31 protein-coding genes, 1 tRNA gene and 1 riboswitch are annotated in these 25,832 nt (G+C 64.8%); of the genes, 17 read left to right on the forward strand and 15 right to left on the reverse strand.

All coding sequences use genetic code 11. From position 1 onward, the window contains the following. Window positions 1-87: 87 nt before the first annotated feature. Genes ispG through ndk form a run of 5 tightly spaced genes read right to left on the reverse strand, consistent with a single transcriptional unit; the run spans window position 88 to window position 4,628 of the window. Entirely contained in the window at window positions 88-1,206 is a 1,119-nt protein-coding gene (gene ispG / locus FGS76_RS11435; protein WP_138772778.1) for a flavodoxin-dependent (E)-4-hydroxy-3-methylbut-2-enyl-diphosphate synthase, read from the reverse strand. Between the two features lie 58 nt (window positions 1,207-1,264). Continuing rightward, a complete protein-coding gene (locus tag FGS76_RS11440; protein ID WP_138772779.1) occupies window positions 1,265-2,191 on the reverse strand; it encodes a RodZ domain-containing protein in 927 nt (308 codons plus the stop codon). After that, a complete protein-coding gene (gene pilW / locus FGS76_RS11445; protein ID WP_138772780.1) occupies window positions 2,188-2,985 on the reverse strand; it encodes a type IV pilus biogenesis/stability protein PilW in 798 nt (265 codons plus the stop codon). Before pilW ends, FGS76_RS11440 begins: the two co-directional genes overlap by 4 nt. Continuing rightward, window positions 2,982-4,169 (reverse strand): dual-specificity RNA methyltransferase RlmN, encoded by a 1,188-nt coding sequence (gene rlmN, locus FGS76_RS11450; RefSeq protein ID WP_138772781.1) that lies wholly within the window; start codon window positions 4,167-4,169, stop codon window positions 2,982-2,984. Before rlmN ends, pilW begins: the two co-directional genes overlap by 4 nt. 27 nt (window positions 4,170-4,196) lie before the next feature. After that, window positions 4,197-4,628 (reverse strand): nucleoside-diphosphate kinase, encoded by a 432-nt coding sequence (gene ndk / locus FGS76_RS11455; protein WP_138772782.1) that lies wholly within the window; start codon window positions 4,626-4,628, stop codon window positions 4,197-4,199. 217 nt (window positions 4,629-4,845) lie between these two features. Here ndk and sufB point away from each other — a divergent pair, with 217 nt between their 5' ends. The 7 genes from sufB to FGS76_RS11490 all read left to right on the forward strand — a co-directional run bounded on the left by sufB (window position 4,846) and on the right by FGS76_RS11490 (window position 11,238). Next, window positions 4,846-6,303, forward strand: coding sequence for a Fe-S cluster assembly protein SufB (sufB, locus tag FGS76_RS11460; RefSeq protein WP_138772783.1), 1,458 nt, complete (start codon window positions 4,846-4,848; stop codon window positions 6,301-6,303). Window positions 6,304-6,354: 51 nt separating this feature from the next. Further along, window positions 6,355-7,134 carry a Fe-S cluster assembly ATPase SufC gene (gene sufC, locus FGS76_RS11465; protein WP_138772784.1) on the forward strand — a complete coding sequence of 260 codons (780 nt, stop codon included), beginning with the start codon at window positions 6,355-6,357 and terminating at the stop codon, window positions 7,132-7,134. Beyond that, window positions 7,131-8,390: a Fe-S cluster assembly protein SufD gene (sufD, locus tag FGS76_RS11470; protein ID WP_138772785.1), complete on the forward strand. Its 1,260-nt coding sequence runs from the start codon at window positions 7,131-7,133 to the stop codon at window positions 8,388-8,390. Before sufC ends, sufD begins: the two co-directional genes overlap by 4 nt. Continuing rightward, window positions 8,387-9,601 (forward strand): aminotransferase class V-fold PLP-dependent enzyme, encoded by a 1,215-nt coding sequence (locus tag FGS76_RS11475; RefSeq protein ID WP_138772786.1) that lies wholly within the window; start codon window positions 8,387-8,389, stop codon window positions 9,599-9,601. The genes sufD and FGS76_RS11475 overlap by 4 nt, the downstream gene beginning before the upstream one ends. Before the next feature lie 143 nt (window positions 9,602-9,744). Next, a complete protein-coding gene (locus tag FGS76_RS11480) occupies window positions 9,745-10,113 on the forward strand; it encodes a HesB/IscA family protein (RefSeq protein ID WP_138772787.1) in 369 nt (122 codons plus the stop codon). Window position 10,114: 1 nt separating this feature from the next. After that, a complete protein-coding gene (gene sufT, locus FGS76_RS11485) occupies window positions 10,115-10,681 on the forward strand; it encodes a putative Fe-S cluster assembly protein SufT (RefSeq protein ID WP_240692517.1) in 567 nt (188 codons plus the stop codon). Window positions 10,682-10,785: 104 nt separating this feature from the next. Next, entirely contained in the window at window positions 10,786-11,238 is a 453-nt protein-coding gene (locus FGS76_RS11490; RefSeq protein WP_138772788.1) for a SufE family protein, read from the forward strand. Window positions 11,239-11,244: 6 nt separating this feature from the next. Here the strand turns inward: FGS76_RS11490 and FGS76_RS11495 are convergent, their stop codons facing one another. After that, window positions 11,245-12,408, reverse strand: a complete 1,164-nt coding sequence (locus FGS76_RS11495; protein WP_138772789.1) for an aminotransferase class V-fold PLP-dependent enzyme — start codon at window positions 12,406-12,408, stop codon at window positions 11,245-11,247. Window positions 12,409-12,430: 22 nt separating this feature from the next. Next, window positions 12,431-12,895 carry a Fe-S cluster assembly transcriptional regulator IscR gene (gene iscR / locus FGS76_RS11500; protein WP_138772790.1) on the reverse strand — a complete coding sequence of 155 codons (465 nt, stop codon included), beginning with the start codon at window positions 12,893-12,895 and terminating at the stop codon, window positions 12,431-12,433. 194 nt (window positions 12,896-13,089) lie between these two features. On the opposite strand from iscR, the gene FGS76_RS11505 reads away from it, so the two are divergent. Then, a tRNA-Met gene (locus FGS76_RS11505) sits at window positions 13,090-13,166 on the forward strand. A 149-nt stretch (window positions 13,167-13,315) separates the two neighbouring features. On the opposite strand, the gene FGS76_RS11510 is transcribed toward FGS76_RS11505, so the two are convergent. From FGS76_RS11510 to FGS76_RS11545, 8 genes are all read right to left on the reverse strand, one after another. After that, the gene (locus tag FGS76_RS11510) at window positions 13,316-14,377 is read right to left on the reverse strand and encodes a c-type cytochrome (RefSeq protein WP_138772791.1); all 1,062 of its coding nucleotides are present in this window, start codon (window positions 14,375-14,377) and stop codon (window positions 13,316-13,318) included. Further along, entirely contained in the window at window positions 14,370-14,987 is a 618-nt protein-coding gene (locus tag FGS76_RS11515) for a c-type cytochrome (RefSeq protein ID WP_138772792.1), read from the reverse strand. Before FGS76_RS11515 ends, FGS76_RS11510 begins: the two co-directional genes overlap by 8 nt. A gap of 239 nt (window positions 14,988-15,226) precedes the next feature. Next, the gene (locus tag FGS76_RS11520) at window positions 15,227-15,889 is read right to left on the reverse strand and encodes an ion transporter (RefSeq protein ID WP_138772793.1); all 663 of its coding nucleotides are present in this window, start codon (window positions 15,887-15,889) and stop codon (window positions 15,227-15,229) included. A 66-nt stretch (window positions 15,890-15,955) separates the two neighbouring features. Beyond that, on the reverse strand, window positions 15,956-16,441 hold the full coding sequence (locus FGS76_RS11525) for a hypothetical protein (protein WP_138772794.1): 486 nt from the start codon (window positions 16,439-16,441) through the stop codon (window positions 15,956-15,958). 150 nt (window positions 16,442-16,591) lie between these two features. Further along, entirely contained in the window at window positions 16,592-17,203 is a 612-nt protein-coding gene (locus FGS76_RS11530; RefSeq protein WP_138772795.1) for a TPM domain-containing protein, read from the reverse strand. Continuing rightward, window positions 17,204-17,944, reverse strand: a complete 741-nt coding sequence (locus FGS76_RS11535) for a TPM domain-containing protein (RefSeq protein WP_138772796.1) — start codon at window positions 17,942-17,944, stop codon at window positions 17,204-17,206. It lies immediately after the preceding gene. A 19-nt stretch (window positions 17,945-17,963) separates the two neighbouring features. After that, window positions 17,964-18,554 carry a LemA family protein gene (locus FGS76_RS11540; RefSeq protein ID WP_138772797.1) on the reverse strand — a complete coding sequence of 197 codons (591 nt, stop codon included), beginning with the start codon at window positions 18,552-18,554 and terminating at the stop codon, window positions 17,964-17,966. Then, a complete protein-coding gene (locus FGS76_RS11545; protein WP_240692518.1) occupies window positions 18,551-18,874 on the reverse strand; it encodes a GIY-YIG nuclease family protein in 324 nt (107 codons plus the stop codon). Before FGS76_RS11545 ends, FGS76_RS11540 begins: the two co-directional genes overlap by 4 nt. 78 nt (window positions 18,875-18,952) lie before the next feature. Here FGS76_RS11545 and FGS76_RS11550 point away from each other — a divergent pair, with 78 nt between their 5' ends. From FGS76_RS11550 to FGS76_RS11590, 9 genes are all read left to right on the forward strand, one after another. Continuing rightward, window positions 18,953-19,366 carry a hypothetical protein gene (locus FGS76_RS11550; protein WP_138772798.1) on the forward strand — a complete coding sequence of 138 codons (414 nt, stop codon included), beginning with the start codon at window positions 18,953-18,955 and terminating at the stop codon, window positions 19,364-19,366. 117 nt (window positions 19,367-19,483) lie between these two features. Further along, window positions 19,484-20,044 carry a glutathione peroxidase gene (locus tag FGS76_RS11555; RefSeq protein WP_138772799.1) on the forward strand — a complete coding sequence of 187 codons (561 nt, stop codon included), beginning with the start codon at window positions 19,484-19,486 and terminating at the stop codon, window positions 20,042-20,044. Between the two features lie 57 nt (window positions 20,045-20,101). Next, window positions 20,102-20,425 (forward strand): hypothetical protein, encoded by a 324-nt coding sequence (locus FGS76_RS11560; protein ID WP_138772800.1) that lies wholly within the window; start codon window positions 20,102-20,104, stop codon window positions 20,423-20,425. A 60-nt stretch (window positions 20,426-20,485) separates the two neighbouring features. Continuing rightward, the gene (locus tag FGS76_RS11565; RefSeq protein WP_138772801.1) at window positions 20,486-21,259 is read left to right on the forward strand and encodes a dienelactone hydrolase family protein; all 774 of its coding nucleotides are present in this window, start codon (window positions 20,486-20,488) and stop codon (window positions 21,257-21,259) included. A 198-nt stretch (window positions 21,260-21,457) separates the two neighbouring features. Continuing rightward, window positions 21,458-21,557, forward strand: a riboswitch (guanidine-I (ykkC/yxkD leader). 56 nt (window positions 21,558-21,613) lie between these two features. After that, window positions 21,614-22,684: a putative urea ABC transporter substrate-binding protein gene (locus FGS76_RS11570; RefSeq protein ID WP_138772802.1), complete on the forward strand. Its 1,071-nt coding sequence runs from the start codon at window positions 21,614-21,616 to the stop codon at window positions 22,682-22,684. Window positions 22,685-22,709: 25 nt separating this feature from the next. After that, window positions 22,710-23,525: an ABC transporter permease gene (locus FGS76_RS11575; protein ID WP_138772803.1), complete on the forward strand. Its 816-nt coding sequence runs from the start codon at window positions 22,710-22,712 to the stop codon at window positions 23,523-23,525. Between the two features lie 10 nt (window positions 23,526-23,535). Beyond that, window positions 23,536-24,321 carry an ABC transporter ATP-binding protein gene (locus FGS76_RS11580; protein ID WP_138772804.1) on the forward strand — a complete coding sequence of 262 codons (786 nt, stop codon included), beginning with the start codon at window positions 23,536-23,538 and terminating at the stop codon, window positions 24,319-24,321. A gap of 36 nt (window positions 24,322-24,357) precedes the next feature. Further along, window positions 24,358-25,104 (forward strand): urea amidolyase associated protein UAAP1, encoded by a 747-nt coding sequence (locus tag FGS76_RS11585; protein WP_138772805.1) that lies wholly within the window; start codon window positions 24,358-24,360, stop codon window positions 25,102-25,104. Window positions 25,105-25,159: 55 nt separating this feature from the next. Continuing rightward, a complete protein-coding gene (locus FGS76_RS11590) occupies window positions 25,160-25,795 on the forward strand; it encodes an urea amidolyase associated protein UAAP2 (protein WP_138772806.1) in 636 nt (211 codons plus the stop codon). Window positions 25,796-25,832 lie beyond the last annotated feature (37 nt).

A 25,832-nucleotide genomic window follows, 5' to 3' on the forward strand; every position in this document is an offset into this window, starting at 1 on the left:
TCTGGATTGCGCCTGATCGCGGCTGAAGCCGCTCCCACGGAGACGTGGTAGGAGCGGCTTCAGCCGCGATCAAGCGCCATGATTCGATTACTCGCTGCGCGCGATGATACCTCGCGCCTCGTCCTCGCGCATTTTCTCCACCTTGGCGCGCACCATGCGCTCCAACTCGTCCACCAGGTTCTCGGACGTGATGTGGTGGCTTTTCTGCCCGTCCGAGTAGGACAGGTTGTTGGGGGTGCCGCCGGTGAGGCCGATGTCCGCCTCGCGGGCTTCGCCGGGGCCGTTCACCAGGCAGCCGATCACCGCCAGGTCCACCGACTCGTTGATGTCCTCCAGGCGCGCTTCCAGCTCGTTGACCGTGTCGATCACGTTGAAGTTCTGCCGGGAGCAGCTCGGGCAGGCGATGATGTTCACGCCTTTCTTGCGCAGGTTGAGGCTCTTGAGGATGTCGAAGCCGACGCGGATTTCCTCCACCGGATCGGTGGCCAGGGAAATGCGGATGGTGTCGCCAATGCCTTCCATCAGCAGGCCCCCCAGGGCGACGGCGGATTTCACCGTGCCGGAGCGGAACGTGCCCGCCTCGGTGACGCCCAGGTGCAGGGGCTGCTCAATCTGGCTGGCCAGCTTGCGGTAGGCCTGCAGGGTCATAAAGACGTTGGAGGCCTTGACGCTGATCTTGAAGTCCTGGAAGTCGTAGCGGTCCAGGATCTCCGCGTGGCGCAGGGCGGATTCCACCAGGGCATCGCTGGTGGGTTCGCCGTATTTGCGCTGCAGTTCCTTTTCCAGGGAGCCGGCGTTGACCCCGATGCGGATCGGCACGCCGTGGTCCCGGGCGGATTCGATCACCGCCCGCACCCGGTCCTCGCGGCCGATGTTGCCCGGGTTGATGCGCAGGCAGTCGGCGCCCTCGTCCGCCACCCGCAGGGCGATCTTGTGGTCGTAATGGATATCCGCCACCAGGGGCACGTCCACCTGACGCTTGATCCGGCCGAACGCCTCGGCGGCTTCCATGGTCGGCACCGACACCCGCACGATGTCCGCGCCCACCTCTTCCAGCCGGCGAATCTGGCCCACGGTGGCGTCCACGTCACAGGTATCGGTGTTGGTCATGCTTTGCACCGAGATCGGCGCATCACCACCCACCGGCACCTTGCCGACATGGATCTGGCGTGATTTGCGACGCTGAATGGACAGTTCCGGTTCCATAACCTGCTTCCTGAAACGTTCGAGCCGAGTGAAGTATGGGGCGCCGTGCTATCAGAACCTAGGGCAGGGTGACGCGCACCACATCGCCGGAGCGCTGGCTGGGCAGGGAGACCGCCTCGCCATTGAGAGACACGGAGGACACCGCGGCGGCGTCACCCACGGTCAGGCGAAACGGCGCCTGGCCTTGCAGATCCAGCCGGTCACCGGCGTTGCGCTGGCCCTGGCTGAGGGTGGCGCCGGTGGCGTCCACCACGCGCACCCAGCATAACCGAGAAAACGACAGGCTGAGGCTGTCGTTTTCGGTGGCTGCCGGTGTGTTGCCGGCGGCGTCGGCGACGGCGGACTCGCCGCCGTCCCGGGCGGGCGTCCGGGGCGCTCCGGCGGGTTGGCCGGCCTCCGGTGCCGCCGGGTTGTCCGCGCCGGACGCCGGGCCGGCGCCCTCGTCCGCCGACGGCGCCATGGATTCGTCCGCCGGCGCCATCGGTTCGGTGTCGTCGGGCAGCGCCGGGTCCGGGTTATCCGGAGCCGGGTCGCCCAGCTGCTCGCTGCGCGGCGACAGGTCCGAGGGCGAGTCCACCGGCGCCGGCGCCACCTCGCCGCGCGGCCACAGCCACCAGCCCACGGCCACCGCCAGCACCACCACCAGGATCACCACCAGCGGCACCCGCCACTCGTGGCGGCGCGGCGCGTGCTCCGCCGCCTGCTGCTCCCGTTCGTGTTCCGCATCCCGCTGGGAGTCCATCTCCTGCTGGAAGCGGCGCGCCAGTTCTTCGGTGGGCAGGCCCATCAGGCGTGCGTAGTTGCGCAGGTAGCCCTTGATGAAGGTGGGCTCGGGCAGACGGCTGTAGTCGTCGTCCTCCAGCGCCTTCAGATAAGACAGCGACAGGCGCAATTGTTTGGAGACTTCTTCCTGGCTCAGGCCCTGCTCTTCGCGGGCCCGGCGCAAACGTTCACCGGGCAGCATGGCTGCGTCGTCCTCGCTCATTCGTCTCCCTCCTGCCCGGCGCGCCAGGCCCGCCAGAGGCGGTACTCACGGCTTTCCGGGTAGAGATTCTGCAGCGCCAGCTCGTAGCTGGCCTGCTGGTCACGTTTGCCGAGGTCCGCGGCCAGGCGGATGCCCACCCACAGGGCCTCGGCGCTCTGCGGTCGCACGCGCCGCTCGTAATCACGGTAGTAATCCCAGCCGAGACTGGCCCGGCCGTCCTGGTAATACAGCCGCGCCAGCTCCAGCAGCAGCTGGCTGTTGCCCGGGCTCAGGCGCAGCGAACGGATATAGGCCTCGCGGGCCCGGTCCAGTTCGCCCAGGGCCTTGTAGGTGGCGCCCATGTTATTGAAGGCGCTGGCCCGGCCTTCGTATTTGGGGTCGTTGGCGGCGCGCTTGAACTTCTCCAGGGCCTCGTCATAGCGCCCCTGGGAAAACAGCAAGGTGCCGTAGTTGTTCAGGGCCGGGGCGTAGTCACGGTCGGCGGACAACGCCTTGCGGTAGTGGTGTTCTTCCTGCTTGGAGTCGCGCTCGTAGTTGTACAGCAGCGCCATGGCGTTGTGCGCCTGGGCGCTGTCGTCGTTGAGCGACAGGGCCCGGGAGAAGTGGCGGCGCGCCTCGGAAGGGTTGCCCATCTGCAGGTACTTCATGCCGGCCGCCACCCGGGTGGCCACCGCCTCGTCCACCTTCACTTCGTTGCGTTGGCCCCCTTCGGTGGCCGTCATGCAACCACCCAGCAGGCCGAGCAGGGCCGCCAGGCTGACGGTGAGGGCGAACTGTCGAAGCGTAGGGCTCATTGCGCGGGCGCTGCGTTGCTGTCCGGTTGCTCGGCGCGATGAAAGATGGACGCTTGCCAGCGTTCACTGCGGCGGGTGCGGTCCTTGACCTCGCCCACCAGCTGGCCGCAGGCGGCGTCGATGTCGTCGCCGCGGGTGGTGCGCACCGTGGTGAGCACGCCATTGTCGTTCAGGAATTTGTGGAATGCCAGGATGTCCGCCTTGCGGGAGCGTTCATAGCCGGCATGGGGAAACGGGTTGAAGGGAATCAGGTTCACCTTCACCGGGATGCCCTTGAGCAGCTTGACCAGCTGGCGGGCGTGTTCCGGTTTGTCGTTCACATCGCGCAGCATCACGTATTCCATGGTGATGGTGTTGTGGCGATGGGTAATGGCGTCGCTGTAGCGCTTGCAGGCGGCCATCAGGTCGGCCAGCGGGTACTTGCGGTTAAGCGGCACCAGTTGGTTGCGCAGCTCGTCGTTGGGAGCGTGCAGGCTCACCGCCAGGGACACGTCCAGGTCGCGGCTGAGCTGGTCGATCTTGGGCACCACGCCGGAGGTGGACAGGGTGATACGGCGCTTGCTGATGCCGTAGCCCAGGTCATCGCGCATGATGCGCATGGCCGAGAGCACCGGCTCGTAGTTCAGCATCGGCTCGCCCATGCCCATCATCACCACGTTGGTGATCGGGTGCTCGCCCAGATTCTTGCGCGGACCGAAGGCGCGGCTGGCCTGCCACACCTGGCCGATGATCTCGGCGCTGGTCATGTCGCGCTGAAAGCCCTGTTTGCCGGTGGAACAGAAACTGCAGTCCACCGCGCAGCCCACCTGGGAGGAGACGCACAGGGTGCCGCGGCGACCGTCGGGAATAAACACGGTCTCCACGGCGCCGCCGTTATCCGCTTCAAACACCCACTTGCGGGTGCCGTCCCGGGAAATGCCCTCATGGAGCACCTTGGGACCACGGATCTCCGCCACCCGGGCAAGCTTCTCGCGCAATGCCTTGCCCACATCGGTCATTTGCTCGAAGTCGTCCGCCTGATGATGGTGGATCCACTTGAGCACCTGCTGGGCACGGAACTTCTTCTCACCCATGGCCAGGAAGAATTCTTCCATTTGCGGCCGGGTGAGTCCGAGCAGATTGACCTTTTCGGTTTGCACCGCATCCCCGACTTGGGAATCGCGGTCGACCTCGTGGGCAGTCATTGGCTTACCTCCAGGGATGCCGGGCACTCAGCGAGTGCGCGGGCAAAGTTCCTCGTCGGCGAAGAAGTAGTCCACCTCGCGGGCGGCGGATTCGGCGGAGTCGGAACCATGGACAGCGTTTTCGTCGATGGTTTCCGCGAAATCCGCGCGAATGGTACCGGCTTCCGCGTCCTTGGGGTTGGTGGCGCCCATCAGATCACGGTTTTTCTTCACCGCGTCCTCGCCTTCCAGCACTTGCACGGTTACCGGGCCGCTGGTCATAAAGGCCACCAGATCGCCAAAGAACGGACGCTCTTTGTGTTCGGCATAGAAGCCTTCGGCCTGTTCGCGGCTCAGGTGCAGCATCTTAAGGGCTACGACCTTGAGGCCCGCTTTTTCGAAACGGCCCAGGATCTCGCCGATCGCGTTCTTGGCCACGGCATCAGGCTTGATAATAGAGAGGGTACGCTCAACAGCCATCTGTCTGATCACTCCAGAATTGCATAGGTCTTTGGGGGTCACTGAAACCGGCGGATTATACGCACGCGGGGCGAATTATGATACCGTTGGCGCCCCTTATGGCCGGTGATGACGGCCGGATTCCCCCTCCGCGCCTTATCCTCTATAATACCCGAGTAATTTACTCTGGTATTCCGCCCGTGAAGACCGGCATTCCATATAGACGAGCCCGTGAACTATGAGCAGCCAAGCCGAACTCGACAATTCCGAACTGGACAGAGTCATCCGTTCCGAGTACGAGGCGGGGTTCACCACCCTGGTGGAGTCAGACACCCTGCCCCCGGGTCTCAACGAGGACGTCATCCGCGTTATTTCCGCCAAGAAGGACGAGCCCGAGTGGCTGCTGGAGTGGCGTCTGGAAGCCTACCGCCACTGGCAAACCATGCAGGAACCGGACTGGGCCCATGTGAGCTACCCGCCGGTGGATCTGAACGCGATCTCCTACTATTCAGCGCCGAAAAGCATGGAAGATCGCCCGCAGAGCCTGGATGAGGTGGACCCGGAACTGCTCGACACCTATAAGAAGCTGGGCATTCCCCTGCACGAGCAGGAAATGCTCGCCGGGGTGGCGGTGGACGCGGTGTTCGACTCGGTGTCCGTGGGCACCACTTTCAAGGCGAAACTGGCCGAGGCCGGGGTGATCTTCTGCTCGATCTCCGAGGCGGTGCAGGAGCACCCGGAGCTGGTGCGCAAGTATCTGGGTTCCGTGGTGCCCAAGGGCGACAACTATTTCGCCGGCCTCAACTCGGCGGTGTTCACCGACGGCTCTTTTGTTTACATCCCCAAGGGCGTGCGCTGCCCCATGGAGCTGTCCACCTACTTCCGCATCAACGAGGCCAACACCGGCCAGTTCGAGCGCACCCTGATCGTCGCCGATGAAGGCAGCTACGTGAGCTACCTGGAAGGCTGCACCGCGCCCCAGCGCGACGAGAACCAGCTGCACGCGGCGGTGGTCGAGCTGGTGGCCCTGCCCGGCGCCGAGATCAAGTATTCCACGGTGCAGAACTGGTACCCCGGCGACAAGGACGGCAAGGGCGGCATCTACAACTTCGTGACCAAGCGCGGCGTCGCCCACGACCACGCCAAGATCAGCTGGACCCAGGTGGAAACCGGCTCCGCGATCACCTGGAAGTACCCGTCCGTGGTGCTGCGCGGCGACCATTCCGTGGGCGAGTTCTACTCGGTGGCGCTGACCCGCCACGCCCAGCAGGCGGACACCGGCACCAAGATGATCCACCTGGGCCGCAACACCAAGAGCACCATCGTTTCCAAGGGCATCTCGGCGGGCAAGAGTTCCAACGCCTACCGGGGCCTGGTGCGCATGGGGCCGCGGGCGGAGAACGCGCGCAACTTTACCCAGTGCGATTCGCTGCTGCTGGGCGACCGCTGCGGCGCGCACACCTTCCCCTATATTGAATCCAAGCACCCCAGCGCCACCATCGAGCACGAGGCCACCACCTCCAGGGTCAGCGACGACCAGTTGTTCCTGTGCCGCCAGCGCGGCATCGAGCCGGAAAAAGCGATCTCAATGATCGTCAACGGCTTCTGCAAGGAAGTGTTCAAGGAACTGCCCATGGAGTTCGCGGTGGAAGCCGGCAAGTTGCTGGAAGTGAGCCTGGAAGGGGCGGTGGGCTGAGCCACCGTCCAACCCGATTTGAATCCGAATGAATTGTCTGGAAGTCGATTAATGCTGGAAATTCGCGATCTGCACGCCTCCGTGGCCGGCCAACCGATCCTCAAGGGCCTCAACCTCACCGTGAAGCCCGGCGAGGTGCACGCCATCATGGGCCCCAACGGCTCCGGCAAGTCCACCCTGGCCAATGTGCTGGCCGGCCGCGACAACTATGAAATCACCGGCGGCGAGGCCCTGTTCGACGGCAAAAGCCTGGCCGACATGGAACCGGAAGACCGGGCCCGGCTGGGGCTGTTCCTGGCGTTCCAGTACCCGGTGGAGATCCCCGGCGTGTCCAATATGGAATTCCTGAAGGCGGCCCTGGAAGCCACCCGCGCCGCCCAGGGCAAGGAAGAGTGGGATTCCGTGACCCTGCTGCGCAAGGCCCGGGAGGCCTGCAAGCAGGTGGACCTGGACGCCCAGTTCCTCAAGCGCGGGGTCAACGAAGGGTTCTCCGGCGGCGAGAAAAAACGCAACGAAATCATGCAGATGATGCTGATGGAGCCGAAGCTGGCGCTGCTCGATGAAACCGACTCCGGCCTGGACATCGATGCCCTGCAAACCGTGGCCAAGGGCGTTAACTCCCTGCGCAGCCCGGAGCGCGGCATCGTGCTGGTGACCCACTACCAGCGGCTGCTGGACTACATCGTGCCGGACTATGTGCACGTGCTGTCCGGCGGCAAAATCATCAAATCCGGCGGCAAGGAACTGGCCCTGGAGCTGGAGCAGCACGGCTACGGCTGGCTCACCGGTGGCCAGAACGGCGGCAACGACAAAGAGGACCAGACGGCATGAGCGGGGAGAACGCCCTGAACCTGCCCGAGGACCTGAAGGCCCGGGCTCTGCAAAATGCCCGCCAGGCCACGCCGGCGGAAGCGCTGGCGCCGCTGCGCGCGGACGCGCTGGCCGCCCTGGAAGCCGCCGCCTTTCCCGGTCGCAAGACCGAGGCCTGGAAATACACCTCCCTGTACGCGCTCACCGACGGCCACCTGGCGGCCCGCGCCGAGGGCGCCGCGCCGGCGGACCTGCCGGTGCTGAGCGAATACCGGCTGGTGATCGTCAACGGCCGCCTGGACGAAACCCACACCGCCCTGCCGGAGGGCGTGACCCTGGGCCGGGCGGCGCGCCACCTGGACGGGCTGACCACGCCCTTCGCCTTCTATAACGGTGCCGCGCTGGACGATGCGGTGACCCTGGAGGTGGCCGCCAACGCCGATGTGGCGGCGCCGGTGCAGGTGCTGCACGTGGCCGCCGGCGACGCCCCCAGCCACTGCAATGTGCGCCTGGAAGTGAACCTGGGCAGCGGCAGCCGCCTGACCCTGATCGAGCAGTACCTGGCCCGGGGCCCGGTGCTGACCAATGCGGTCACCGCGATCCGCGCCGCCGACAATGCCCACCTGACCCATTACCGGCTGCAGGCGGACGGCGGCGACAGCCTGCACATCGGCACCCTGCTGCTCCAGCAGACCGGTGTCAGCCGCATCGACAGCTACCAGCTGATGGCCGGCAACCGGCTGCGCCGCAACGACGTGCGCGCCTTCCTGGACAAGAGCGGCGCCGAACTGAACATGCACGGCGTGTTCGTGGCCCGCGAGCGCAGCCATATCGACAATCAGCTGTGCGTGGAGCACCGGGTGCCCGACTGCACCTCCAATCAGGTGTACCGGGGCCTGGCCGGCGAAAAAGGCCGGGCGGTGCTGAACGGCCGCATCCATATCCACCCGGGCGCCAAGGGCACCCTGGCGGAGCTGAGCAACAAGAACCTGCTGCTCAATGCCGGCGCCGAGATCGACACCAAGCCGGAGCTGGAAATCTACAACGACGACGTGAAGTGCGCCCACGGCGCCACCGTCGGCCAGCTCGACGCCATGCAGCAGTTTTATCTGCAGTCCCGTGGCATCAGCGCCGCCGAGGCCAAGCGCATGCTCAGCCTGGGCTTCGTCAACGAACTGATCATGGGTCTGCCGGATCAGGCGGTGGCCGATTGGGCGCAACCCTGGATCGCCGCTGAACTGGGCGAGCGCCCGGTGGCCGACGGGGAGGCCGCATGAGCTTCGATGTGCGGGCCCTGCGCGAACAGTTCCCGATCCTCGAACAGACGGTGAACGGCAAGCCGCTGGTGTATCTGGACAACGCCGCCACCACCCAGAAGCCGCGGGCGGTGATCGACGCGGTGAGCGCCTACTACCAAGGCGTGAACAGCAATGTGCACCGTGGCGCCCACTACCTGAGCGACAAGGCCACCGCCGCGTTCGAGGCGGCCCGTGCCACCGTGGCCGGGTTCCTCAACGCCGACCGGGAAGAGATCATCTGGACCAAGGGCACCACCGAGAGCATCAATCTGGTGGCGCAAAGCTACGGCCGCGAGCGGCTGCGGCCCGGCGACGAGGTGCTGATCACCGCCCTGGAACACCACGCCAATATCGTGCCCTGGCAGCAGGCCTGCGAGCGCACCGGCGCCACCCTCAAGGTGGTGCCCCTGCGTGAGGACGGCAGCGTCGATGGCGATGCCTTTTACCGGCTGCTCGGTGAGCGCACCCGCATCGTCGCCCTGTCCCACGTCTCCAACAGCCTGGGCACGGTGAACCCGCTGGACCAGTGGCTGAAGGCCGCCCGCGATGCCGGCGCCGTGACCCTGGTGGACGGCGCCCAGGCGGTGGCCCACTTCCCGGTGGATGTGCGCGAGCTGGGCTGCGATTTCTACGCCTGCTCCGGCCACAAGCTGTTCGGGCCCACCGGCATCGGCGTCCTCTATGGCCGCCGCGAACTGCTCGACGCCATGCCGCCCTACCAGACCGGCGGCGAAATGATCGAGACGGTGAGCTTCGAAAAAAGCACCTGGAATCAGCTGCCCTATAAATTCGAGCCGGGCACCCCCAATATCGCCGGGGTGATCGGCCTGGGAGCGGCGGTGGACTGGCTGAACCAGCAGGACCGCGCCGCTCTGGCCGCCCACGAGGACGCCTTGCTGGCCTCCGCCACCGAGCAGGCACGGGCCTTCGACGGCTTGAAAATCATCGGCGACGCCGCCACCAAGGTGGGCGTATTGTCGTTTTTGCTGGACGGCGCCCACCCGGCGGACGTGGGTACCCTGCTCGACCAGCAGGGCGTGGCGGTACGCACCGGCCATCACTGCTGCATGCCGCTGATGGACGGCCTGGGCATTCCCGGCACCGTGCGCGCCTCGTTCTCGATCTACAATACCCTGGAAGAGGTGGACCGCCTGTTCCAGGCGCTGGAAAAGGTCCGGACTTTTCTTTGAAAAAAGCAGTTGAAAGTTACAAGTTAAAAGTTGAAAGGCCACCCGGGAAGCGCGGCGCCCTGCCTGCCCGGCTGGCAATGCCGCCGAACCGCGTTGTCACTTTTAACTTTTAACTTTCAACTTGCCCTTCGCAAGGTGATGCTATGACCGTACAGACATTCGTGCCCGGCCAGGCCGAGATTCACATGACCGAGGCGGCGCGCGCCCAGGCCCGCCGGGAGATCGAGCGCGCCGGCGCCGACGGCATCCGCCTGGATCTGGATGAATCCGGTTGCTCCGGCTATATGTACGAGCTTAATTTCGTCCAGGCCCCGGAGGACGGCGACCGCCGTTTCGAGGTGGATGGCGTGGCGCTGTACGTGCCGGAAAAGTGGCTGACCATGCTTAATGGCCTGGAAATCGACTACGTGAAGGAAGGCGTCAACAGCCTGTTCAAGTTCCGCAACCCCAACGCCACCGGCGAGTGCGGGTGCGGCGAGAGCTTCACCGTCGAAGACGTGGACGAGGTTTGATTTGAACATCCCTGCCGGCGGCCGCGCCACTGAACAGCGCACCGTGGTGGTGAGCCGCGACGTGCCCGCGCGCCTGGTGCCCGACGGCACCCGCATCACCATCAACAAGAACAGCTTCGTCAATCTGCGCCAGGCCCTGGGCGGCACCTACACGGTGACCCTGAACGGCAACATGGCGCGCATCGACGGCACCGACGCCGACGCCATCGGCCAGACTCCGCTGGAGCTGGACTTCGAGCCGCCGGCGGAAGACGGCTCGGTGCGCGACGACGAGCTCTGGAAAACCCTGGCCACCATCTACGACCCGGAAATTCCGGTGAACATCGTCGATCTGGGCCTGGTGTACGGCTGCGACGTGATCCGCCGCGATGACAACAACGTGGTGCAGGTACGCATGACCCTCACCGCCCCTAACTGCGGCATGGGCCCGGTGCTGGTGGGCGACGTGGAAGACCGGCTGGCCAAGGTACCGAACGTGGACGCGGTGGAAGTGGCGTTGATCTTCGATCCGCCCTGGAGCCGCGACATGATGACCGAGGAAGCCCAGCTCGAACTGGGATTATTTTAGCTGCAAGCTTCAAGCTACAAGCTGCAAGCTTTGAAGAACCGCCGAGCGCGGCTTGAAGCTTGTAGTTTGCGGCTTGTAGCTTGCGGCTCCGAAGGAGCCGCACATTGTCTGATTTTGATATCCGCGACATCAAACTGGGCCGCGACGTGACCGCCGAGACGGTGTGCGAGGACCTGGAATTCCTGGACGACTGGGAAGAGCGCTATCGCTATATCATCGACCTGGGCAAGCAACTGCCGCCGATGCCGGAGGAGCTGCGCACCGAGGACCGTTTCGTGCGCGGCTGCCAGAGCCAGGTGTGGCTGGTCACCGACTACGACGCGGACAGCAACACCCTGTATCTGGCGGTGGAATCCGACGCCCTGATCGTGCGCGGCCTGGGCGCCATCGTCGTCACCGCGCTCAACGGCAAGACGCCCGGGGAAGTGGCGGACTACGACATGGACGCCTTCTTCGAGCGCATCGACCTGCTGCGCCACCTGAGCCCCACCCGGGGCAATGGCCTGCTGTCCATGGTCGGCCGCGTCAAGCAGGAGGCCGCCGCCCTGGCGGCCTGAAAGCCCTCAGGCGCGGCTGCGTGCCGCGTCGCGCAATCGCGTCACCACCGCCACCACATCCCGGCCGGCCCGGTCGATGCCGGCCTCGTCGGTGAAGCGCCCCACGGAAAACCGCAGCGCGCTCTGCGCCAGCGCATCACTGAGCCCCATGGCCTTGAGCACATAGGACGGCTCCAGGGAGGCGGAGGTGCAGGCGGAGCCGGTGGACACCGCCGCCTCGGTAAGGGCGGTGAGCAGCATCTCGCCATCCACGCCCTCGAACGCCACATTGAGATGGCCGGGCAGGCGCGGCGCGGCGCCCCCATTCAGGTGCACCCCGGGCAGCGCGCTCAGATGCTCCCACAGCCGATCCCGCAGACCGCCGATGCGCGCCTGCTCCGCCTCCCGATCCGCCATCGCCAGCGCCAGGGCTTCGCCCAGGCCGACGATCTGGTGGGTGGGCAGAGTACCGGAGCGCATATTGCGTTCGTGGCCGCCGCCGTGGATCTGCGACACCACCCGCACGTCCGGGTGGCGGCGCACGTACAGCGCGCCAATACCCTTGGGCCCATAGATCTTGTGGGCGCACAGCGACACCAGATCCACCGGCAGCTCGCGCACGTCCAGCGGCAGCTTGCCGGCGCTCTGCGCCGCATCGGTGTGGAACAGGGCGCCGTGCTCCCGGCACAGGGCGCCGATGGCGGCGATATCGTTGATCACCCCGGTTTCGTTGTTGGCGTGCATGATCGACACCAGCACGGTGTCTTCCCGCAACGCGCCGGCCACCTGCGCCGGGTCGATGCGGCCATCCGCGCCGGGCTTCAGCCAGGTCACCGTGGCCAGCCCTTTCCGTTCCAGCCAGGCACAGGGGTCCAGCACCGCCTTGTGCTCGGTGGCGGAGGTGATGATATGGCCGCCGCCCTTTTGCTCCAGCACGCCCTTGAGGGCCAGGTTATTGGCCTCGGTGGCGCCGCTGGTCCAGACGATTTCGCGGGGGTCGGCGTTTAGGGCATCGGCCACCTGACGGCGGGCGTTTTCCACCGCCTCCTCCGCCAGCCAGCCGTACAGATGGCTGCGCGAGGCCGGGTTGCCGAAGTTAGCGTCCGGCCCCAGACAGGCCGTCATCGCCGCCACCACCCGGGGGGCCACCGGGGTGGTGGCGGCGTAATCCAGATATACCGCTTGCGACATGATGGGAAGACTTCGTTGCGGGTTAGAGAGTGCTCACCGGGACCCGGTTCTGGTGGGCATCCTGCCGCTGGGCCACCGAACGCACTTCGTGGCGCGCCACCAGTTCACCCAGGGTGATGCCGGCCAGAAAATCCTGGATCTGGTCGGAGAGGTCGCACCACAGATGATGGGTCAGGCAGGTATTGCCCTCCTGGCAGTCGCCCTGGCCACCACAGCGGGTGGCGTCCACGGACTCGTCCACGGCGGCGATCACCGCCGCCACGTCGATATCGTCGCTGTCCCGACTCAACCGGTAGCCGCCGCCGGGGCCGCGTACGCTGCTCACCAGCTCACGACGGCGCAGCTTGGCGAACAGCTGCTCCAGATAGGAGATGGAAATACCCTGGCGCTCGGAGATATCGGCCAGGGAAACGGGACCGGCTTCCGCGTGCAGAGCCAGATCCAGCATCGCGGTCACCGCATAGCGGCCCTTGGTGGTCAGACGCATACCCACACCTTTGGTACGTGATTAACGCGATAGATTAGTGAAAACCAACTAAATCAGTCAAGTATTACCGACACAATAATTGATAATCATTATCAAGTAAAACAGGAATGTACAAGAAATGGACGCCCGAACCCCGCCAGGGGTTCCCCGTCTTGACAGGCGCGGGACGCTCGCGGACAATTCGCGACCTCTGTGGCAAGGTAGCTCAGCTGGTTAGAGCACAGCACTCATAATGCTGGGGTCGGCGGTTCAAGTCCGCCCCTTGCTACCACTCTTCCCAGAAGCCGCCCATTGGGCGGCTTTTCTGTTTCTGAACCGCTTTCGCATTTAATACGGCCGACCCCGCGCTCACTCCGCCTCTGTAGGAGCGGCTTCAGCCGCGATGGGCTTGGCGATGAACCATCGCGGCTAAAGCCGCTCCTACGGCGACGGGGAGCGGGGTACGGTGCCGGAGGGCGGGGAATGCTCGCCGAGGACCTGGCCGTTGACGGTTTTGCCGTATTCGCCCTGGTGCTGGTGGAAACGCTCGGCGGTCTCTTTGACGGAGCCGTTGAAGCGCGGGTCCTGGGGCCGTTCGTGGCTGTTGATGAACAGCGCCACGTCCCAGGCCTGCTGGTCGGTGAGGTCCGGTTTGCCCAGCGGCATGGCCGCTTTGATAAAGGCCGCCGCGGTGTTCACCCGGTGCATGCCGGCGCCCCAGTTGTAGGAGCCGGCGCCCCACAGCGGCGGGAAGCCCGGGGCGCCGCCGGCGGCTTTCTGGCCCTGGCCGTCATCACCGTGGCAGAGGGCGCAGTGCTCCTGGAACACGGTTTCGCCACGGGCGTAGGACGGTGGCTCGGCGGGATCGGCCACTTTCGGGTAGCCGCGCACCTCCGGTTGCTCGCCGGTGGGCATGCCCTTGGCCAGCCAGAACGCGTAGGCCTGCAGGGCCTGGATCACTTCCCCGTCCCTGGGCGGCGCCTTGCCGTTCATGCTGTAGGTGAAGCAGCCCTGCAGGCGCTCGGCGAAATCGTTGACGTGTTTGTTCTTGCCGCGATAGGCCGGGTACATGGGCCAGGCGCTGCGCAGCGAGGCGGTCTGGTCATAGCGGCCGGCGTCGAAGTGGCAGTTCTGGCAGCTCAGGTCGTTGCCCACCCAGTCGCTGGCGAACTGGCCCGGGTTGGCGAAGATCTGTTCGCCCTGGCGCACCAGCTTGCCGAATTCATTATCCGGAATGGCGCTGCGCGGCGGCGCCGACGTGGCCACCGGCGCCGCCGGCTTGGCGGGTGCGTCCTTGGCCGCCGGGGACGGCTGTGACGCCGCTTCCCCGGCTTTCCCGGCCTCCCCGGCCGACTTGCCGGCGGTCTGGGCCGGCGGCGCGGACTGGCCGGCATAGCGCTCGGCGTAGTCCTCCGGCCCCCCGGTAAGCCCCATGGCGAACAGCCAGGCGGCGCTGCCCAGTACGGCGCAGCCCGCCACCACCATCAATACGGATTTATTCATGGCCGCTCTCCTTCGGTGCCGCCGGCAGGGCGGCGAAGTACTGGGCCACCGCCTTCAGGTCGTCGGCGTCGAGCCGTTCGGCGATGTGTCCCATCAACCCCTGGGGCCCCGCCGGACGCTGGCCGGCACGCCAAGCTTTAAGCTGGTCTTCAAGATAGCCGGCGGGTTGGCCGGCCAGGGGCGGAAAATCCTCGCCGATGCCGCGCCCGTCCGGGCCATGGCATTGCACACAGGCCGGCAGTTCCTGGTCCCAGCGGCCGTGCACCGCCAACTCCCGGCCGGGACCGTCGGGCGGCTCGGCGCTGGCGGAATCCGCCGGCGCCATTTTCAGGCTGCTGAAGTAGGCGGCCACCGCCTGCCGTTGCGTTTCGGACAGACCGGACGCGACCGGTTTCATGGTGGCGTTGGCGCGCTCGCCACTGGCGAAGGCGTCCAACTGGCGGCGGATATAGGCTTCGCCCAGGCCGGCCAGATGGGGGAAGGCCGCGGTGCCCTGCCCCTCCTGGCCGTGGCAGGCCGCGCAGCTGCCGGCGGCAGGCGGCGGGGGCTGCTGTGCGAAAGCGCAGGAGAAAAGCAAACACAATCCCAGGGTCACGGACAAACGTGCCATACCGGCTTCCTCTTCAATGCCAGGCTGGGCCGGGTCAATGCCGGTTCTATGCCGGCTTTTCCACGGCGGAGGGTAAAAAGCCTAGCACCGCCGGTACCCGCACTACCAGTGCGGATACCGTCCCGGGGCAACTAGAGCAGGACCAGCAAGGCCCACCAGGCCAGCGGGGCCGGCTCAGGGCAGCCGCCTCATTCGAATCCACCCCCGTGCTACCGTTCTTCAAGAGAGCTGCCCACGACTCACGCCGAGGAACGACCAGCCCCTTCCCTTCGTTTGTTCACCAGCCAGGCCACAATCAAAGCATTGAAGTAAGCAAAAAGCAGAAGCCCTATCTTGTTCAGAACCATGGTCATCACCTGCCCCTCCCGCGTCACAACTGACGCGATGGTAATTTTCGCGTTCATGACATTTAGCAGCGCCCACCAGAGAGCATCGCCAGCGGTATCCAACTCAGGATTCAGGCCCCGCTCGAAATAGAGAATCAAACTCGCGCAGATGCTATATGAAAGGAAAGTAAGCAACACGACTATCAGCGTCAGACTCTGTATCCGATCTTCCCGAAACGCCGTGTAAATTTGACGAAGGGATCGCAATGATCGGAAAAAGCGGACAATCCGAATAACGCGGGAAAGTCGCCCCCATCGGAGTGTGTCCAACGCGGGAATGGAAGACACGAAGTCGATCCAGCCCCACTTCAGGTAAGCCCGCTTGCTCGGTGCCGTGATCAGATTGAAGAAAAAATCCAGGAGGAAAAACAGACAGACCACCAGGTCCATGTACCTGAGTACATCGGCGATAGCGTCATCCTTGACCAGGAAAGCTTCCAGAATCAGCGCCGCCAGCACGTAAATACTCAGTGCCAGCATGAACGCCTGATAAACCGCATTCCCCCGTTCCTGCATGGTCAGCGATACCTTTGCAGCGAACGTCAGGACAATCGAGCAATGAAAGTCACCGTCGTTGTCCGCTCACGGCTCTGATGAACCAGCGGGATCAGTGTCTCTCTGGATGGTACAACGAAGCCCACGCCAGGGATGATCTGTGCATTCAGGTCGATAGATTCTCGTATCCACCCGCTCCCCGGTTGCCGTGTCCGCGATACCGGCCGTCCAGTACGGCCCTTGTTGCCTGTCCGAGACCACCAGTTCATAGCGATGCCCTCGCTCCGCGACAAAAACAACGACCTTGGGATCGGTATAAAAGCCAGCGTGGGAGTTCCCATGCACAGTAACGTGACGCTCACCGGGGAGAAGGCGGTACGCTTTGAAGGACCCCATGCCCCGACTCACGCCATCGATATCGGATACATAGACGTAGGGCGACCACGAGGAAACAGTGGTTACCAGAATGGCCACATCGTCGTCGGCCACCTCCTTCGCGCCCTGCATGGAATAGGTCATTGCACAGCCGGACAAACCGATGACCATAACCAGAAAAAAGATTGCTCTAAACACTTAATCCCCCTCAGTCCCTGGTTAGTTATTCTTTGAATAACCCTAACTATCGCCGCTCCGTCCGTGAACAGCAATCACAGCAAATGCCATACCGGGACAGGAGTGGCTCCAGGCCCGGCGGAAGGGGGTTTCCGCCGGGCTGGCCTTGGCTCAGAGCAGGACCAGATGGTTGGGCAGTTCGTTCTTCTGTTCGGTGGCGGGGATCTTGAGGATCAGTTCATCGCCGCAGGAGGCGATGCACTCCAGGAAGCCGTTCAGCACCTCACCCTGTTTCACATGGCCCGTGAAGGTGTCGACGATGGATTTCCAGCGTTCGTCCGGGACCTTGGCGGCGATGCCCCGGTCGGCCAGGATCTCCACGTAGTGCTCAGCTTCGCTGACAAAGATCAGCAGGCCGGTGCCACCACTGGTGTGGTGCAGCCCCTGGTCGAGAAAGGTGCGGCGGGCCAGGTTGGCGGCGCGCCATTGCTTCACCCGGCGCGGCACCAGAGCCATCATCAGCGGCGGCCAGCGAAACAGCAGGGCCAGCAGCACCAGCACGGTCCATTGCGCCAGCAGGGTTTCCAGGGCGCTCAGCCAGATCGGCAGAAACGCCAGCACCAACGGCACCAGCAGCGACAACAGCGCCGCCCACAGCAGTGGGATATAGCGGTAGTCGTCGGCCTGGCGAGCCAGCACCGTGACCAGTTCCGCGTCGGTGTCTCTTTCGATGGCGGCAATCGCCCGGGCCACCCGTTTCTGGTTCTCGTCGTTCAATAACATCTACCAGCCTCCCGAGGCGCCACCGCCCCCGAATCCACCGCCGCCGCCGCCGAAGCCGCCGCCGCCAAAACCGCCACCACCGCCGCCGCCGAAGCCACCGCCCATGGGGACGAAGGCGCCGCCACCACGGCCCCCCCGACCACCGCCGCCGCCAAGGGCGCCGAGTGCGAGGAAAATGGTGATGAATACCAGCACCAGCAAATAGACCAGCACGCTGCCGAGCTGCCCATTGCCTTTTTTGACCGGTTCCGCCTTGTACTCACCGGCGATGGCCGCGCGGATGGCGTCCACCCCGGCATTGATGCCGGCGGCGAAATCACCGGTGCGGAAGGCGGGGCGGATTTCCCGCTGAATGATCACCGAGGAGAGCGCGTCGGTAAGCGCCCCCTCCAGGCCATACCCCACCTCGATGCGGATCTTGCGCTCGTTGGGGGCGATGATCAGCAGCACGCCGTTGTCCTTGCCTTCCTGGCCGATGCCCCACTCGCGGCCGAGCTGGTAGCCGTATTCCTCGATGGCATAGCCCTGCAGGTCCGGCACTGTCACCACCACCACCTGGTTGGAGGTGGCCTGTTCCTCGGCGGCCAGCTTTTCGGTGAGCGCCTGTCGCTGGGCCGGGGTCAGCAGGTTGGCGTTGTCCACCACCCGGCCGGTGAGGGCGGGAAAGTCCGGTGCCGCCCAGGCCGCCGCCGTGAGCAGCAGCCCGAGCAGCAGGGCCAGTCCGTTTCGAGTCAGTGTCATGATTTACTCACGATCCGGTTCACTCAAAGTTGACGGAGGGGGCCTGCTCGGCGTTCTCCGTGGTGGCTTCAAAGTTCTCGCGGGGCTCCAGCTCACTGTAGAGCAGGCTGTGCCAGATGCGGCCCGGGAAGGTGCGAATCTCGGTGTTGTACTGCCGCACCGCCTCGATGTAGTCCCGGCGGGCCACGGCGATGCGGTTCTCGGTGCCTTCCAGCTGGGATTGCAGGGCCAGGAAGTTCTGATTGGATTTCAGCTCCGGGTAGCGCTCCACCACCACCATCAGCCGCTGCAGGGCGGAGCCGAGCTGGCTCTGCGCCTGCTCGAACTGCTTGAACTTCTCCGGGTTGTTGAGGATGTCCTCACCGGCCTGGATGGAGCCCACCTTGGCGCGCGCCTCGGTGACCGCCACCAGCACGTCACGCTCCTGGGCGGCGAAGCCTTTCACCGTGTTGACCAGGTTGGGCACCAGGTCGGCACGGCGCTGATACTGGTTTTCCACCTGGGACCAGGCCGCTTTGACCTGCTCGTCGTAGGTGGGGATGTTGTTGATGCCACAGCCGGCCAGGGTCATGGCCAGCCAGGCCAGCACGAACGCACGCCAAAGGTTCATAAGGGTGTCCTGAGTTGAGAAGTGTCGGCAGTCAAGCAAGTCCCGGCGCCGTTGGCAACCGTGACCGCGCGGATCAGGCGCTCCTTGCGCGCCCGGGTGAGCCCCTTGAGCCGCGCTTCCAGGCGGCCGGCGCGGGCGCGGTCGGGCACCTCCACGCACAGCACCAGGGTCACCGGTCGCCGCACCCGGGTATAGCGGGCGCCCCGGGGTCCGCCATTGTGCTCCTTCCAGCGCCGCAGCACATCGGTGGTGACGCCGGTGTACAGCGAGCCGTCGGCGCAGCGCAGCATGTAAACCCACCAGCCCGTGTCCTGTTTCACGGTTTTACATCTCCTTGCGATCAAGTTGCTATGATCGGGTGGCAACCTATAACGATATCCTGAAACAGGGAGTTTCGCATGATCACCTATTTGTATTGGTTTGTTTTGGCGGCCGCCATCTTTCTGGTGTTGTTCGGGGTTGGCGTGCGCATGGGGAAGTGGAAACCGGCGCTGATCATCGCCGTGATCATCTGGCTGGCGGGCACCCTGCTCTACTATTTCTGGCTGGAACAGATTTTCGTCAAACGCCTGGGCGGCACCATGAACCTGGAAGTGCCCCAGGGCCAGCAGCACATTGCCGCCACCTGGAAGGGCGACAATCTGTGGATCGAGAACTACGACCCGGAAACCAACCGCTGCGTGTTCCGTGAGTACTCCCGGGGCAATCTGCTGGAAGGCCAGGTGGTGATCAAGAACTGTAACCCCCTGCGCGCCGGTAACGGCGGCGGCACCGGCATGGCCATTCCGGACGGCCCGCGCACTCCGCTGTGACACGCCCCCCGCCGTGAAAAGACCCGCCGGCCACGGAGCCGGCCTTGAACACCTTGGCGCCGCCTTGACCGGCGGCGCCGCATAGTAGCGGTTGGCAGCTTCCCCGAGGAAAATCCGATGATCCATTTACGATGGTGCTTCGCGCTGGTTCTTCTGCTCAGCGTGTTCAGCCTGGCCCTGGGCACCAAGGCCCGCGCCGACGAGTGCGCCGCCCGTTTCGATATGCAGGTGCGCAAGCTGCACAGCAAGCAGGACCTGGACCTGTGCGCGGCCACCGCCGGCAAGGTGGTGCTGGTGGTCAACACCGCCAGCCAGTGCGGCTTCACGCCCCAGTTCGAGGGGCTGGAAGCGCTCTACAACAAATACCGGGATCAGGGCCTGGTGGTGCTGGGCTTCCCCTCCGACGACTTCCGCCAGGAACTGGACGATGAGGGCGCCACCGCCAAGGTCTGCTATATCAACTACGGTGTCACCTTCCCGATGATGGCCACCTCGCCGGTGCGCGGCGACGACGCCAACCCCCTGTTCCAAACCCTGAATAAGGACGCCGGGGAACCGCGCTGGAACTTCAACAAGTACCTGGTGGGCCGGGACGGCACCGTGATCAAGCATTACCCCTCTTCGGCCAAACCGCTGGGCGGCGAACTGGAAGAGGCGGTGGGCGCGGCACTGAACTAGCCCGCCGGGCGCGGCCTTGCTATGGTTGAAGGCTCGCCCACCGCCCCAAAAGATCCGATGAAAGTGCGCAACAGTAAGGAACAGCAACGCCAGCGCCTGCGTGAGGACATGGAGCGGTTTCTCTCGGGCGGCGGCCGCATCAAGAAAGTCCCCAGCGGCACCAGCGGCAATGCTCCGGACCAGCCCGGGGATCGCCGCTCCTTTCCCTTTACCCAGGGCCCGCCGGCCACCCGCACCGACCTGTCCAAGGTGGCGGCCACCATCGACGCACGCAAGAAGGCGCGCCGCGCCCGGCGCCCGGCGGCCAAGCGGGGCGGCCCGCGCCGCAAGCTGGTGTACGATGATTTCGGCGAACCGATCCGCTGGGTCTGGGAAGACTGAATCCCCCGTTGGTTTTATCACCTTGCCCGTATTATTTACCTTGCCCCTAGGAGCTCCACCATGAAACGCCTGACCGCCTTCCTTTGTCTTTTGCTGTGCGCCGGCGGCGCCACCGCCAAGGTGATCGAGCAGGACATCAAGCTGCCCGGCGGCGCCGGCGACGGTGTTCTGTTCATGGACGACGACCTGGACCGCACCACCGCCGGCGTCATTGTGGTGCATGAGTGGTGGGGTCTGAACGACTACGCCCGCAACCGCGCCCGGCTGCTGGCCAGCGAGGGCTATGTGGCCCTGGCCGTGAACCTCTACGAGCAGGGCCAGGTGGCCAGCCATCCGAAGGACGCCAAGGCGTTCATGGAGCAGGCCCAGGCCCATCCGGAGCGCACCACCCGCCGCATCGACGCCGCCAGGAAACTGCTGCGCGAGCAGCAGTACGTGGACAATGACCGCATCTTCGCGGTGGGTTACTGCTTCGGCGGCGGCGTGGTGCTGGAACAGGCCCGCCAGGGCAGTGATCTGGCCGGCGTGGCCAGTTTCCACGGCCCCCTCGGCACCGAGCACCCGCTGCAGGCCGGAATCTTCAACGGCAAGGTGCTGGTGGCCACCGGCCAGGCCGATCCCATGGTGCCCGCCGAACAGGTCTCCGCTCTGGTGGATGAAATGACCGCCGCCGGCGTGGCCTTTCAGCTGCTCAGTTTCCCCGGCGTCCAACACGGCTTCACCAACCCGCGGGCGGACCGGCTGGGCCGGCGTTTTGAATTGCCGCTGGCCTACGACCGCCATGCGGACGACATCAGCTGGGGCGCGCTGAAGGACTTTATCGACACCCCCTGACCCGACCCGCCGTGCCCCGCCCCGGGGCGCGGCGCACCACAACGGACCTCCCTCCGGCCCCATCGCGGCCCACTCCGCCCCCGCCTTACCCGGCTTCCTCCTTGCAAATCAGCGGCTTGCCCACCCTGGCACCGGACTTGCGTAGTTCCATCCAGGAATCGAATGGCACAGTCGCCATCACGACTCGGACAATTTGGAAAAATGGATCGCTAGGGTTCCGGTGGGCTGCGCCCACGACTGGTCCGAGAGCGATCGACCTTCTAGCAAGGTTACACGGCGGGACAAAAGCCCGGGAGGACACCATGACGACCGTGTCATTGGATTCCTCACCGTCATAGCCTGAAGGAGGTCGACATGACCCGTATTCTGACTGCTTGCCTTTCCGCGGCCGCGCTGCTGGCGCTCTCCGCCCTCCCCAAACCGGCCCTGGCCGCCACCGAACGCGACGATTTCAAAGTCTGCTGGTCCATCTACGTGGGCTGGATTCCCTGGGAGTACGGCAATGCCCAGGGCATCGTCGACAAATGGGCCGACAAGTACGGCATCAACATCGAAGTGGTGCAGATCAACGACTACATCGAGTCCATCAACCAATACACCGCCGGCCAATATGACGGCTGCACCATGACCAACATGGACGCCCTCACCATCCCCGCCGCCGGCGGCGTGGACACCACCGCCCTGATCGTCGGCGACTTCTCCGATGGCAACGACGGCATCATCCTCAAGGACAAAACCAAGCTGGCCGACATCAAGGGCCAGAACGTCAACCTGGTGGAGCTGTCCGTTTCCCACTATCTGCTGGCCCGGGCCCTGGAAACCGTGGGCATGAGCGAGCGCGACGTGACCGTGGTGAACACCTCCGACGCCGACCTGGTGGCCGCCTACCAAACCAAGGACGTGACCTCGGTGGTCACCTGGAACCCCCTGCTCAGCGCCATCGCCGAACAACCCGGCGCCCATACCGTGTTCGACTCCTCGGACATCCCCGGTGAGGTCATCGACCTGATGGTGGTCAATACCGACACCCTGAAAGCCAACCCGAAACTGGGCAAGGCCCTGGCCGGCGCCTGGTACGAAATCACCGCGCATATGGCCGACGACGGTGAAACCGGCAAGCAGGCCCGCGCCGCCATGGGTGAGATCGCCGGCACCGACCGGGCCGGCTTCGAGGCACAGTTGGAAGCCACCCGCATGTTCTATAAGCCCGCCGACGCGGTGAAATTCGTCAACAGCCCGGACGTGAAAACCACCATGCAACGGGTGGCGGAGTTCTCCTTCGACCACGGTCTGCTGGGCGAAGGCGCCCCGGACGCCGGCTTCGTGGGCGTGCAAACCCCCTCCGGCGTGTTCGGCAGCGAGAGCAACGTGAAGCTGCGCTTCGACCCGACCTACATGCAAATGGCCGCCGACGGCGAGCTTTGATTCACCTGGCCGGCCGGGAGCCGTCATGAAGAAGCTGATCAACCGTGAAGCTGGCCCGGTGGGCCGTTGGGCCCTGGGACTGCTGCCCTTCGTGGTGCTGGTGGTGCTCTACCTGGTGGCCTCCGATGCCCGCCTGGCGGTCAACCCCAACGACAAGCTGCTGCCGGATATGGCCAGCTTCGTCGATGCGATCCAGCGCATGGCCTTCGAGCCCAGCAAGCGCACCGGCGAATACCTGCTCTGGCAGGACACCCTGGCGAGCCTGGGGCGGCTGGCCCTGGGCGTGGTGATCAGCGCCGGCATCGGCCTGGTGGTGGGCATCGCCACCGGTGCCCTGCCCCTGTTCCGCGCCGGCATCTCGCCGCTGGTCACCGGCCTGTCGCTGGTGCCACCGCTGGCGGTGCTGCCGATCCTGTTCATCGTGTTCGGTCTCGGCGAGCTCGCCAAGGTGATGCTGATCATCATCGGCATCACCCCCTTTCTGATCCGTGATCTGCAGCAACGGGCGGAGGAAGTTCCCACCGAACAGATCATCAAGATGCAGACCCTGGGCGCCAATACCTGGCAGATCATTGCCCGCCTGATATGGCCCCAGGTGATGCCGCGACTGATCAGCGCGGTGCGCCTGTCGCTGGGCTCCGCCTGGCTGTTCCTGATCGCCGCCGAGGCCATCGCCGCCACCGAAGGGCTGGGCTACCGCATCTTCCTGGTGCGCCGCTACCTGGCCATGGATGTGATCCTGCCCTACGTGGCCTGGATCACCTTCCTGGCATTCGCCATCGACTTCGCGCTCAAACGTTACTCCCAGTGGCGCTACCCCTGGTTCCACGGCACGCAATAAGGAGACCGATATGGCTGCCATCGAGATCAAGAATCTTTGGAAAGAATACGGCCAGGACGTGGTCCTGGAGCGTCTTAACGCCAGCGTCGAGGAGGGCGAGTTCGTCACCGTGGTGGGCGCCTCCGGCTGCGGCAAGACCACCTTCCTGAAAATGATGCTGGGCACCGAAAGCCCGACCCGGGGCGAACTGCTGCTGGACGGCAAACCGATACCCGACGAACCGGATGAAACCCGGGGCATTGTGTTCCAGCGCTATTCGGTTCTGCCCCACCTTACCGCGGTGGAAAACGTGATGCTGGCCGGCGAACTGGAAAGCAGCCCCTGGCTGGGCCGGGTGTTCGGCGCCAAACGGCGCGCGCTGCGTGAGCAGGCCGAGGAAATGCTCGCCTCCGTGGGGCTGGATCAGGCGCTGCGCAAATACCCCCACGAACTGTCCGGCGGCATGCAGCAACGGCTGGCGCTGGCCCAGGCGCTGATCAAGAAGCCGCGCATTCTGCTGCTGGACGAGCCCTTCGGCGCCCTGGACCCGGGCATCCGCCGTGACATGCACGAGCTGGTGCTGGACCTGTGGCGCGAACAGGACCTGACCGTGTTCATGATCACCCACGACCTGGCGGAGGGCTTCTTCCTCGGCACCCGCATGTGGGTGTTCGACAAGGAACGGCTCGACCCGCAAACCCCCGGCAGCTACGGCGCCCGTATCACCTACGACCTGCCGGTGGGCAACAGCGACAAAGGCACCCTGCAATCGATCTCCCAGAGCGTGGACTCCACCGCCCGCGTGCTGAGCGCCTGACACTGATTCCCGCAACCAGAGCACGAGGAACTCACCATGCAAACCCCGCTCTACCAATACACCCTGCCCGGCGGCGCGCACTGGTCCTTCCGCATGCGCCGTGGCACCGCCCTGCGTCTCACCGACCTGGAAGGCGGCGCCAACGTGGGCATGCTGTTCTATAACCCGGAGGAAAAACTGGAGCGCTACAACGCCCCGGACAGCCTCAAGGGCCAGCACACCTTCAAACTCACCAAAGGCAACTGCCTGTACTCGGACATGGGCCGGGTGTTCGCGTCCATCGTCGAGGACAGCTTCGGCTGGCACGACACCGTGTGCGGCAACCTGCATCCGCAACAGGTGAAGGAAAAGTACGGCGAGCACCGCTACCAGGACCACCATAACGACTGGTACCTGAGCGGCCACACCAGCTTCCTCACCGAACTGGCCAAGTACGGCCTCACCGAACGGGACCTGGCCGCCAACCTGAATCTGTTCAGCAAGGTGGCTACCGACGACGACGGCAAGATGTTCTTCGACCCCTCGGCGGCGAAAGCCGGCGCGCAAGTCACCTTGCGCTTCGAAATGGAAACCCTGGTGGTGATGCACACCTGCCCGCACCCGCTCAACCCGGCCAGCGAATACCCGAAAAAACCGGTGCACGTGGAAATGCTCAAGGCGGACCCGGTACAGCCGGACGACTACTGCCTGAACTTCCGCCCGGAGAACGGCCGCGCCTTCGAAAACAACCGGCTTTACTATCTGGAACCGGCTGCAGGCTTCAAGCCGCAAGCGACAAGCTGAAAAACGGCACTCACCTGCTTGCAGCTTGAGGCTTGTAGCCCCTGAGGAGGACAAGATGATCAAAGAAAGTTCACTAAAACCCGAAGACGCCGCTTTCCGGGAAACCGTGCCGGCCGGCGACTATTTCCTGAAAGTGGTGAAGAAAGGCGAGACCGTGCGGATACTCGATCTGGAAGGCAACCAGGCCGCCGACACCCTGTTTTTCAACGCCGACGACCCGGCCGAACGCTACAGTGCCGTGGACACCATCCGCGAGCAGGGCAACGTCTACCTGACCGCCGGCACCGTGCTGCGCTCTAACCGCAACCAGCCGATGCTGGAAATCACCGCCGACACCTGCGGCCGCCACGACACCCTGGGCGGCGCCTGCGCCACGGAAAGCAACACCGTGCGCTACGACCTGGAAAAACGCTGCATGCACGCCTGCCGCGACAGCTGGATGCTGGCGATCAACGAGCACGAAGAGTACGGGCTGAGCAAGCGCGACATCGCCCACAACATCAATTTCTTCATGAACGTACCGGTCACCGCCGAGGGCGGGCTCACCTTCGAGGACGGTATTTCCGCGCCGGGCAAGTACGTGGAAATGAAAGCGCTGATCAACACCACCGTGCTGATTTCCAACTGCCCGCAGCTCAACAACCCCTGCAACGGCTATAACCCCACACCCATTGAAGTGCTGATCTGGTAACAGCGTTTTCCACCACGCCCCCGGGGACGACCCCGGC

This window comes from Alloalcanivorax gelatiniphagus (assembly GCF_005938655.1).
Classification (GTDB): Bacteria; Pseudomonadota; Gammaproteobacteria; order Pseudomonadales; family Alcanivoracaceae; genus Alloalcanivorax; species Alloalcanivorax gelatiniphagus.

Coding starts and splice junctions, on each gene's coding strand:
- ispG (WP_138772778.1), bottom strand. CDS start 1,206: ATGGAACCGGAACTGTCCATTCAGCGTCGCAAATCACGCCAGATCCAT.
- FGS76_RS11440 (WP_138772779.1), bottom strand. CDS start 2,191: ATGAGCGAGGACGACGCAGCCATGCTGCCCGGTGAACGTTTGCGCCGG.
- pilW (WP_138772780.1), bottom strand. CDS start 2,985: ATGAGCCCTACGCTTCGACAGTTCGCCCTCACCGTCAGCCTGGCGGCC.
- rlmN (WP_138772781.1), bottom strand. CDS start 4,169: ATGACTGCCCACGAGGTCGACCGCGATTCCCAAGTCGGGGATGCGGTG.
- ndk (WP_138772782.1), bottom strand. CDS start 4,628: ATGGCTGTTGAGCGTACCCTCTCTATTATCAAGCCTGATGCCGTGGCC.
- sufB (WP_138772783.1), top strand. CDS start 4,846: ATGAGCAGCCAAGCCGAACTCGACAATTCCGAACTGGACAGAGTCATC.
- sufC (WP_138772784.1), top strand. CDS start 6,355: ATGCTGGAAATTCGCGATCTGCACGCCTCCGTGGCCGGCCAACCGATC.
- sufD (WP_138772785.1), top strand. CDS start 7,131: ATGAGCGGGGAGAACGCCCTGAACCTGCCCGAGGACCTGAAGGCCCGG.
- FGS76_RS11475 (WP_138772786.1), top strand. CDS start 8,387: ATGAGCTTCGATGTGCGGGCCCTGCGCGAACAGTTCCCGATCCTCGAA.
- FGS76_RS11480 (WP_138772787.1), top strand. CDS start 9,745: ATGACCGTACAGACATTCGTGCCCGGCCAGGCCGAGATTCACATGACC.
- FGS76_RS11495 (WP_138772789.1), bottom strand. CDS start 12,408: ATGTCGCAAGCGGTATATCTGGATTACGCCGCCACCACCCCGGTGGCC.
- iscR (WP_138772790.1), bottom strand. CDS start 12,895: ATGCGTCTGACCACCAAGGGCCGCTATGCGGTGACCGCGATGCTGGAT.
- FGS76_RS11510 (WP_138772791.1), bottom strand. CDS start 14,377: ATGAATAAATCCGTATTGATGGTGGTGGCGGGCTGCGCCGTACTGGGC.
- FGS76_RS11515 (WP_138772792.1), bottom strand. CDS start 14,987: ATGGCACGTTTGTCCGTGACCCTGGGATTGTGTTTGCTTTTCTCCTGC.
- FGS76_RS11520 (WP_138772793.1), bottom strand. CDS start 15,889: ATGCAGGAACGGGGGAATGCGGTTTATCAGGCGTTCATGCTGGCACTG.
- FGS76_RS11530 (WP_138772795.1), bottom strand. CDS start 17,203: ATGTTATTGAACGACGAGAACCAGAAACGGGTGGCCCGGGCGATTGCC.
- FGS76_RS11535 (WP_138772796.1), bottom strand. CDS start 17,944: ATGACACTGACTCGAAACGGACTGGCCCTGCTGCTCGGGCTGCTGCTC.
- FGS76_RS11540 (WP_138772797.1), bottom strand. CDS start 18,554: ATGAACCTTTGGCGTGCGTTCGTGCTGGCCTGGCTGGCCATGACCCTG.
- FGS76_RS11550 (WP_138772798.1), top strand. CDS start 18,953: ATGATCACCTATTTGTATTGGTTTGTTTTGGCGGCCGCCATCTTTCTG.
- FGS76_RS11555 (WP_138772799.1), top strand. CDS start 19,484: ATGATCCATTTACGATGGTGCTTCGCGCTGGTTCTTCTGCTCAGCGTG.
- FGS76_RS11560 (WP_138772800.1), top strand. CDS start 20,102: ATGAAAGTGCGCAACAGTAAGGAACAGCAACGCCAGCGCCTGCGTGAG.
- FGS76_RS11565 (WP_138772801.1), top strand. CDS start 20,486: ATGAAACGCCTGACCGCCTTCCTTTGTCTTTTGCTGTGCGCCGGCGGC.
- FGS76_RS11570 (WP_138772802.1), top strand. CDS start 21,614: ATGACCCGTATTCTGACTGCTTGCCTTTCCGCGGCCGCGCTGCTGGCG.
- FGS76_RS11575 (WP_138772803.1), top strand. CDS start 22,710: ATGAAGAAGCTGATCAACCGTGAAGCTGGCCCGGTGGGCCGTTGGGCC.
- FGS76_RS11580 (WP_138772804.1), top strand. CDS start 23,536: ATGGCTGCCATCGAGATCAAGAATCTTTGGAAAGAATACGGCCAGGAC.
- FGS76_RS11585 (WP_138772805.1), top strand. CDS start 24,358: ATGCAAACCCCGCTCTACCAATACACCCTGCCCGGCGGCGCGCACTGG.
- FGS76_RS11590 (WP_138772806.1), top strand. CDS start 25,160: ATGATCAAAGAAAGTTCACTAAAACCCGAAGACGCCGCTTTCCGGGAA.